We start from the raw sequence: 8,101 nt of genomic DNA on the forward strand, positions 1-8,101 counted from the left end.
ATACGTGATTCCACGTATAGCCATCCAATGAAATATATAGAGGCCTAACGCGATTATGGACAGTCCAGTAGATACAAGTCAAATGCCATCTGTACCGGTTATGTCCCGGCGCAAGTTCGCTGACCTGGTCGGCGTCACCGAAGACACCGTCACAGGCTGGATTAATCGCGGTTATCTCCCTGTCATCGAGATTGGCAAATACCGTCTTGTGAACCTGGCGCTGCTGAACAAACACGCGCTGGATCAGGAGTTTTCGCTATGAAGCAAGTCCAGAAGGTCCAAATCCAGAACTGGAATCAGACGGATGCTTGGGAGCGACTTCAATGATTTGCCAATCGTCTAGAAACCAATGGCTCGCCACGATGAACGCCTCGGCATATGAAGTGAGTCTTTCGGCCTCATCAATGGAATCGACCAGCTCAAGCCCGCCCCTTCCATTTGAGCCTACGTATTTGCCGTTGATCATAAGGACAAAAGCTGCGCGCATAACTATTCCTTTCCTGGGGGGGATGGAAATTCCAAAGAGATTGGCTCGGATAGTTGATGGACACGCGATTAAACGCGAACAAGAAGTTACCCCTGAGTGCTATGAGTCAATAGCTGGAGAACTTCCCACCATACTCGCATTTTCCTACAAAGGGAAATTTCATTGTAGTTTCAACCTTTTACTGGAGCTCATCCGTTAATGGCCTCGATCAAGAAACGTCCAATCCTCCACGCTGATGCGCATGTGCTTGCACGTGCACGCCTGACGCCGGAAGACTTCAAGAGAATCAATGCGGGCTTGAAAGAAAGCGTCAACGCAATGGATGCGGCCATCGCGGCTGCGTTCCCGGCGGGCGTAGCCGACGGCGGCGCAGCCGTGCTGGCCTCCCCCCTAGGTAATACGGGGGGAAAGTCTATAAATCTCGTTCTTGAGGGTGGAAAAATCAAGGAAGTGTTACCCCGGAAACACTATTCCTCGAAGGTATGTTTTATCGACTGGCTGAATTTCACGGTGCATGAAGACACCTTCCAGGTGCTTGAGGGGGCGGTGACAGATCAGGAAGTCATCATGTCCGTTTCCATGGTGTGTGAATCCCTGTTTGGATTCGGCATTACCGCCAAGCGGGACAAGGGAGCCAATTTCTACCATACCTCCTATGTTCTGGGCGAGAACTACGGCCTGGTGTGCTATGGCGGGCAACGCAATACCGTGCTGATCTCGCTCTCTGGTGAAGGCTGCGCGGCTGCTCGGGGTGCGTGGGAAAGGCGCACATTCGACTTCCTCAAGTCTGCAACCAACCCAAAAATCACGCGTATTGACCTCGCCTATGACGACATTGCGGGAAAGCTCTTCACGCCTGATTCCCTGGTTGAACATTACGACAATGGAGGCTTCAACTGTGGCGGACGCAATCCTGATATTGAGCAACGCGGCAACTGGAAACGTCCTAATGGTAAGGGGCGCACCGTCTACGTTGGCAACCGCTCGAATGGGAAGTTTTTCCGAGGCTATGAAAAAGGCAAACAGCTTGGTGATGCAGATTCGCCATGGATGCGGCTTGAAGTCGAATTCAAATCTGTCGACCGAGTTATACCGTTTGACGTCCTTAAATTCCCGCACGAGTACTTTGCAGCGGCTTATCCCGTATTCGCCAGTTTCTCTGACACTGCGGAACGAATCCTGACTGTAAAAAAAACCGTCGAAATCTCCTATGAGCGCACCAAGAAATGGCTAAAACGCCAGTGCGGTGCCGCTATCAACCTGATGCTTAACGTCGAGGGGACGGCTGAACGTGTCCTTGAGTTAATCAAACGAGAGGGCAAGCTCCCCAGGGGCGTACTCCCTCCATCTTTCCGGCATGTCGATTCCAGCCTGCACCACTCCCCGCTGGATCATATGCCCCTCGTTATGTCTGTCGTTTATGAAGGGAATTAACCATGCAATTTAAAAGCAAAGTCACAGTTCTGGGCGCTCGTTTCTTCAATGACGTGGTGGAAGGCACCAAGCACGACTTCACCAAAATCCACGTTGTGATGCCCGTCTCCACCTCGGCAGGCTCTGAAGTCGGCTTCAACGCGCAAACCATCACGTTCGGCACAGCAGCCAATTTCGAGAAATTGAAGCAGCTTCCCTACCCGGTCGAGGCTGAACTCGACCTGGAAATGACAACTAAGGGCATTGTCTGCCAGGGCTTCAAGCTGGTCGGCAAGTCTGAACTCAAGACAGCGGCTTAACCATCATGACCGAGTTCCGCCGCTTCTACGTTATTCAGTGCCGTAGCACTGGTGCTTTTCTCACCGAGGAACTGGGCTACACCAACCTTGCCGAGAAAGCCGGGCGACTCTATTGCCCGCATGAAGCGGTGGATACGGCACGTCTCAACCTGGACGACGACTATGCAGTGTTTTCTGCCTGGGAAATCGTCGCTGAAACAGAACAGGAGGCAGTGCAATGAAACGCTTGATGCTCAACTTGGCCGCGCTAGCAATCGGCCTTTGCCTGGGCGGCATGCTCGTATTGGGCTTTGCATGAAATGCCTCATGGACATCGGTTCCGGCCAATATCAGGTCATGGAACCCCAACCAAGCGACTACACCACCTGCATGCAGCTCGTGGTGAGTCCTGCCGAATTGCAGAACGGTGTGATGCATCTCACCGCTGCAGAAGGTGTTCAGATCAGCCTATCCATTGGGCTGCTTTGGGCGACAGCGGCCGCATTCCGTGCGGTCATTCATATGTTGAAAGAAAGGGAATCAAATGAAACTGATTAATCAAACTCGCAAGTTCGGCACTCGTGTTGTGAAGGGCGCCATTGTCGCCAGCCCATTGGCCCTGGCCTCGCAAGGTGCTTCCGCTGCCATCGACGTATCGGAAATCACCACCTTGTTTGCCGATGCCGTCACTGCGGTGGCTGCGGTTGGTGTCGCCATGCTGCTGGTATGGGGCACCAAGAAGGCTTACAACAGCATTCGCGGTAACTAAAGCAATGTAACCAATCGGCCATGAGCGTAAAGCCCTCATGGCCTTTTTCGTTTAAGGGGGGGGCGGCAATGGATGGCTGGCTGGTAATGTTGGGAATCTTGGGGGCGCTATGGATATTGTTCAACGCGTGATATTCGGCTGGCTGATTCCGGCCCTGGCCTATGTCTTGTTGTTCATGTTCGTAGGCCTGATGTCGAACGAGGCGTTTGCCGATGAATACGATGCGCACAAGAAATATCGCATCAATGGTGTAGATAGGGATACTGCCGAAGAAATTTGCGAGTTCTCTTTGGTGTCTTCGGGATATACCTATTCCCGGGTTGTGCATGTGAGTAGCACCAGTGCGCAATGCTTTGGGTTTTACCCGCCTCCCAATAATCAGGAATTCCAGTATCAATATTCTGCGCAGGCGGTTTACTCTTGCCCGTATGGTGGTGAACTCCGCACTTCTCGAACTCCTCCTTACTGTTTTAATCCTCCGGCCTGTCCAGAAGGTCAAACGAGGCAACCTAATGGCTCTTGCGCTGCACCTCCAGTCCAATGCGAGCCCGGCTGCAACGGCGTATGCGGCACTGAACAAGCCTTAACCAATCGCGGCACCTTGGCTTGCTTTAATGGCTGCTATTACGGCCTGGGCGATGCCTGGGGCATCGTCATCAGCAACGGGAAAAAGACCTGGTGGACGGACGTAGAAGACAATACCGGCGTCCCTTGTGATGCGCCCGAGGACGAACAGCCGGACGGCGCCGAAGATGCACCAGACCCTGCCGAAACGCCAGACCCATGCCCGGAGTGCGAATGTGCCAAGAAAGGCATGACCTGGGGCAGCTATACCACCAACGGCACCACCACCGTTATGTGCCTCAAGCCCGGTACCCCAGGCGGCAAGCCCGTCGATGTCGCGCCCAAGCCTACCGTCAAGACCGAAACGCCAGCGCCTACACCGGATAATCCCAATCCTGAACCGACAACGACCGTCACCCCCAGCCCAGTGATCACCATCACCCCCGGCAGCGGGGCAGGTTCGCAACCTACCGTCACGGAAACCACTACCAACCCGGACGGCAGCACCACAAGCACGAGTGAGCCGCAAGAATCCTATTGCCAGAAAAACCCGAATGCCCAGCTCTGCAAGGAAGCCGACAAAGAAAATGAAAAAGGCTCCTGGGGCGGCGGCTGCGGCTCCTGGGAGTGTGACGGCGACGCGGCCAATTGCGCCATGGCCCGCAAGATTCACCAAGACCGCTGCGATGACATCGAGGGCATGCAGCAATTCGAAAATGCCGCCACGCAAGGCCAGCGCCTGCTGCATGGCGAATCTGACGAAGACGTCACGGCTTACCTGAACCGTGAGGGCGACGGCAATCGCACTATCAATGTCGGCTCCCTGGTGTCGGACTCCGGCCCGTATTCCTTTGGTGCTTCGTGTATCTCGGATGTCCAGTTCTCTATCGGTGGTCATTCGGTCTCGGTGCCGTTCAGCAAGATCTGTCCTTATCTTGAAATGATCGGCTATTTCCTATTGGCAGCGGCCTATCTCGCTGCACTTCGTATCGTGGGGTTAATCTGACATGCCTGCTCTCCTTGGTATCGCCTCCTGGATCGTCGCTGCACTAATTGGCGGCTTCGGCCAATCCATCATGCACGGCCTGGTCAAGCTGCTCATTGCGCTTGGCTTTGGCTTCATCACTTATCAAGGGGTGGACGTGCTGATCAATTACATCATGCAGCACACCTATACCAGCTTTAGCGCGGTGTCCCCGGAAATGATGGGCATGCTCGGCACGCTCAAGATCGATAAGGCGCTCAACGTACTCGCCAGCGCTTATAGCGCGCGCCTGGTGATCCAGGGCGTGACTAGCGGCCTCATGACCAAGTTCGGGATTACCAAATGATTACGCTCATTACTGGCCTGCCAGGCTCGGGCAAAAGCCTGTTCACGCTCAAGACCGTCAAGGAACTGGCCGACAAGGAAATGCGGCCGGTCTTCTATCACGGCATTCCTGAACTCACCCTTGACTGGCAGAGGATGGAGAAAGGCGAGGATTGGACCGAGTGTCCCCAGGGCGCGATCATCGTGATTGACGAATGCCAAACGACATTCAGGCCACGGGCCAATGGTGCTGCGGTGCCTAAATACGTCAGCCAACTTGAAGTGCACCGGCATTCCGGCCATGACCTGTTCTTGATTACCCAGCACCCCATGCTGCTGGACGGCAACGTGCGCAGGCTCGTTGGCCGTCACTTCCATGTCGTGCGCTTCTACGGTTTCCAGAAATCCACTATCCATGAATTCCAGTCGGTACGCGAAAACGTCAAGAGCCTGAAAGGCTCCATCGAAAAACACTTCGTTTACCCAAAAGAGGTGTTCGGCTGGTATAAGTCGGCTGACTTGCATACCGTGAAGAAACGCATCCCGGCACGGCTGGTACTGGTGGTCTTGATGCCGATCCTGTTCATTTTCGTGGCCTGGTATGCGATCAAGACCATCAACGGCTTTACTGATCACCATACGCCGGAAAACCTGGAGCAACAGACGGAGAAGGTCACTAATCCGGCAGCCCAGCCCTATGCGCCAGCCAGGCCGCAATACGTCAAAGAGGAACCGACTTGGCTAGAGGCACGGCAGGAACGGGTGCCAGGATTGCCGTATACCGCGCCTGTCTATGACAAGCTCACCGAACCAATCACCGTGCCGGTGCCGGCTGCCTGCGTCGATTTCCGCGGTCAGTGCAAGTGCTATAGCCAACAGGGAACGCCCGTCGCTACCCCGGAATACCTGTGCAAGCAGATCATCCAGGGCGGCATGTTCGTCGACTTCAACCCAGGGCAGTCGGCCAATGAGTTGAGCCAGCAGGCCGAACGGGATCGCATCACGGCAGAGCGCCAGCGGAGTGAAGAGGCTAGGCAGCGCATGCTCGATCGTGAAGAGTCCGAACGCGATAGGCAGGCGCAACAGCCGGTGCAGGCTGTCCAATCGCAACCGGCTGAACAACAGCCGATCCAGCCTAGCGTGATTCAGCGCCAACGCATGCAGGAAAGCCAATGGGCCTTTCCAAATACATAGGCAATAAAAAAGCCCCTTGCGGGGCTTTGTCATCAGGCAGCGTGTTTCAGCTTCCCGCTCTGTTTACTGACCGACAACATTTCAAAACCAACAATGTTGCCCAGGGCGTCATAGTCCAGGATCACGCCAGGGCGGATTTCCTCGGTACGGTCCACATCGTTCTCGCTCAGCGCGATATACAAAGCATCTGCAATCGGATCAAACTCAATTTTCATATTCATCACCTATTCAAAAAATACCGTGACAACCGTCACTGGCTCAGTGGTTTCGTTATAGATGACACGCAACTGCTTAAATCCTCGATCAGCAATAGCCTTGACCGCATGAACCAACGTAATGTCATCTGCATCATTTCGCGTCGTATCAGGGTTAGCCAACGTCTCCCTAACCCACTCCTCCTTCACGCCGCGCTTCACCATCCGCTTCAACGCATGGTCGCTTAACCTGTATTCCATGAGGCTATCTTACCTTGTTTAAATTACCTGTCAAAAAATCACCCGAGGCAGCAACCCGTTGCACCAAGACTAACTCAAACTGCACCGGCTTGCTCGTCTTGCCGTTGGCCTTAAACCTGAACACCTTCACCCAATCCTTGAACCATCGCCGCGCCTCATCCATACCGTCCGCAATCGCACGCAACGCAATCCCGGTCGCGCACTCAAACGCCAGCCACAACTGCCGCTCCCTGAACTCCTTAGACTTCATGAAATGCCTGCTGATCCTCATCAATGTACCCTCGCGTTTAGGTCTGCCGTTGGTATGGGTTGGTGTGCCCGTTTTTGGCACACTTGCCCGTGCCATACGGCATGGCCGACCAGCAACACGTGGGGAAATAAGGGTCAAGGCTGAAACCGCGAAGCGGCGCGGTAAATGGAAGGGGCCCACGCAGTGGGAAGGAAGCCGTTTAAGGAGCGGCCTTGATGCTTATTTCCTCATGTGGTTCTCGCGATCTTCGGGAATGCCGCAATCATGACCATCAAGAAAACCCCTTCCGGCTGGCTCGTCGACATCCAGCCCGGCGGCCGGGGCGCGAAGCGCTTCCGCAAGACCTTGTCCACCAAAGCTGAAGCTTTGGCCTGGGAAGCCTGGGTCAAAACCCAGGTCATTCAAACGCCAGCATGGCAACCACAAAAGCGGGATAATCGCCGCCTGACCGACTTAGTGGACCTTTGGTACAAACATCACGGCAGCCAGCTAAGATCAGGCAAAGACACCCATCAACGCCTATTAGCCATGGCAAAAGCCATGCACAACCCGACGGCTGACACATTCAATGCAGCCATGTTTGCCAGCTACCGCACCAAGCGCATTGAAAGCGGCCTGACAGCAAACAACATGAACCGGGAACATGCCTACCTGCGAGCAGTATTCAACGAATTACGCCGCGTAGGCGAATGGACAAAAGAGAACCCGTTGCGGGACCTCCGGCAATTCAAGCTTGAAGAGCGTGAACTCTCCTATCTCAACCACGAGCAAATCAAAATCCTCCTGGGCGCTCTCCAGTCCAGGCAAACCAACACCTACCTAGTCGCCAAAATCTGTTTAAGCACTGGCGCCCGTTGGAGCGAAGCCGAACAACTGCGTACCGGTCAGGTCAAGAATAACCAAATCCACTTCACAAAAACAAAGTCCGGTAAAAACCGAACCATACCCATCACACAAAACCTAGCCGATGAAATCGCAAACCGTATTATCAAAGGCTTCGGCATGCGCCTATTCAAGGATTGCTATGAAGACTTCCGGCGCTGTATTGCATCCCTGGACATCGAGCTACCACAAGGCCAACTCACCCATGTCCTACGCCACACCTTCGCCAGCCACTTCATGATGAACGGCGGCAACATCCTCACCTTGCAACGCATCCTCGGCCATAGCTCGATCACCATGACCATGAAGTATGCACACCTCGCACCGGAACACCTGCAGGAAGCCAAAACCTTCAACCCTCTGGCGGAGTTGACATAGTGTTGACACTAGAAACAGAAAAGGGGTTACGAATTAACGTAACCCCTTGATTCTATGGTGGGCCTCCCCGGAGTCGAACCGGGCACCAACGGATTATGAGT

At 54.3% G+C, this 8,101-nt stretch carries 14 protein-coding genes; 10 read left to right on the top strand and 4 right to left on the bottom strand.

Annotated features, from left to right (window positions below; genetic code table 11):
• Nucleotides 1-55: 55 nt before the first annotated feature.
• Nucleotides 56-262, top strand: coding sequence for a hypothetical protein (locus ACKF11_RS15180; RefSeq protein ID WP_407997747.1), 207 nt, complete (start codon nt 56-58; stop codon nt 260-262).
• Here ACKF11_RS15180 and ACKF11_RS15185 read toward each other — a convergent pair.
• Entirely contained in the window at nt 257-487 is a 231-nt protein-coding gene (locus ACKF11_RS15185; RefSeq protein WP_407997748.1) for a hypothetical protein, read from the bottom strand. The two genes, ACKF11_RS15180 and ACKF11_RS15185, sit on opposite strands and share 6 nt — an antisense overlap.
• A 198-nt stretch (nt 488-685) precedes the next feature.
• Between ACKF11_RS15185 and ACKF11_RS15190 the strand changes: the two genes are divergently transcribed.
• From ACKF11_RS15190 to ACKF11_RS15225, 8 genes are all read left to right on the top strand, one after another.
• Nucleotides 686-1,921, top strand: a complete 1,236-nt coding sequence (locus ACKF11_RS15190) for a replication initiation factor domain-containing protein (protein ID WP_407997749.1) — start codon at nt 686-688, stop codon at nt 1,919-1,921.
• A 2-nt stretch (nt 1,922-1,923) separates the two neighbouring features.
• Entirely contained in the window at nt 1,924-2,220 is a 297-nt protein-coding gene (locus ACKF11_RS15195; RefSeq protein ID WP_407997750.1) for a hypothetical protein, read from the top strand.
• 5 nt (nt 2,221-2,225) lie between these two features.
• Entirely contained in the window at nt 2,226-2,441 is a 216-nt protein-coding gene (locus tag ACKF11_RS15200; RefSeq protein ID WP_407997751.1) for a hypothetical protein, read from the top strand.
• Between the two features lie 85 nt (nt 2,442-2,526).
• Complete coding sequence (locus ACKF11_RS15205; protein ID WP_407997752.1) at nt 2,527-2,757, top strand: hypothetical protein; 231 nt, start codon at nt 2,527-2,529, stop codon at nt 2,755-2,757.
• Nucleotides 2,744-2,968 (top strand): major capsid protein, encoded by a 225-nt coding sequence (locus ACKF11_RS15210; protein ID WP_407997753.1) that lies wholly within the window; start codon nt 2,744-2,746, stop codon nt 2,966-2,968. Before ACKF11_RS15205 ends, ACKF11_RS15210 begins: the two co-directional genes overlap by 14 nt.
• 109 nt (nt 2,969-3,077) lie before the next feature.
• Entirely contained in the window at nt 3,078-4,538 is a 1,461-nt protein-coding gene (locus ACKF11_RS15215) for a virulence factor TspB C-terminal domain-related protein (RefSeq protein ID WP_407997754.1), read from the top strand.
• Nucleotide 4,539: 1 nt separating this feature from the next.
• Complete coding sequence (locus ACKF11_RS15220) at nt 4,540-4,863, top strand: DUF2523 domain-containing protein (RefSeq protein ID WP_407993146.1); 324 nt, start codon at nt 4,540-4,542, stop codon at nt 4,861-4,863.
• A complete protein-coding gene (locus tag ACKF11_RS15225) occupies nt 4,860-6,035 on the top strand; it encodes a zonular occludens toxin domain-containing protein (RefSeq protein WP_407997755.1) in 1,176 nt (391 codons plus the stop codon). The genes ACKF11_RS15220 and ACKF11_RS15225 overlap by 4 nt, the downstream gene beginning before the upstream one ends.
• 32 nt (nt 6,036-6,067) lie before the next feature.
• Here the strand turns inward: ACKF11_RS15225 and ACKF11_RS15230 are convergent, their stop codons facing one another.
• The 3 genes from ACKF11_RS15230 to ACKF11_RS15240 are packed head-to-tail and all read right to left on the bottom strand — an operon-like array spanning nt 6,068 to nt 6,740.
• Nucleotides 6,068-6,250 carry a DUF2283 domain-containing protein gene (locus tag ACKF11_RS15230; protein WP_309566158.1) on the bottom strand — a complete coding sequence of 61 codons (183 nt, stop codon included), beginning with the start codon at nt 6,248-6,250 and terminating at the stop codon, nt 6,068-6,070.
• Between the two features lie 9 nt (nt 6,251-6,259).
• Nucleotides 6,260-6,490, bottom strand: a complete 231-nt coding sequence (locus ACKF11_RS15235) for a DUF4258 domain-containing protein (protein ID WP_407993148.1) — start codon at nt 6,488-6,490, stop codon at nt 6,260-6,262.
• Between the two features lie 4 nt (nt 6,491-6,494).
• On the bottom strand, nt 6,495-6,740 hold the full coding sequence (locus ACKF11_RS15240; RefSeq protein WP_407997756.1) for a hypothetical protein: 246 nt from the start codon (nt 6,738-6,740) through the stop codon (nt 6,495-6,497).
• Between the two features lie 264 nt (nt 6,741-7,004).
• On the opposite strand from ACKF11_RS15240, the gene ACKF11_RS15245 reads away from it, so the two are divergent.
• The gene (locus ACKF11_RS15245) at nt 7,005-8,000 is read left to right on the top strand and encodes a phage integrase (protein ID WP_407993150.1); all 996 of its coding nucleotides are present in this window, start codon (nt 7,005-7,007) and stop codon (nt 7,998-8,000) included.
• Nucleotides 8,001-8,101: the final 101 nt, after the last annotated feature.

This window comes from Methylobacillus draconifructus, from assembly GCF_045984385.1.
In the GTDB taxonomy this organism is placed as follows: Bacteria; Pseudomonadota; Gammaproteobacteria; order Burkholderiales; family Methylophilaceae; genus Methylobacillus; species Methylobacillus flagellatus_A.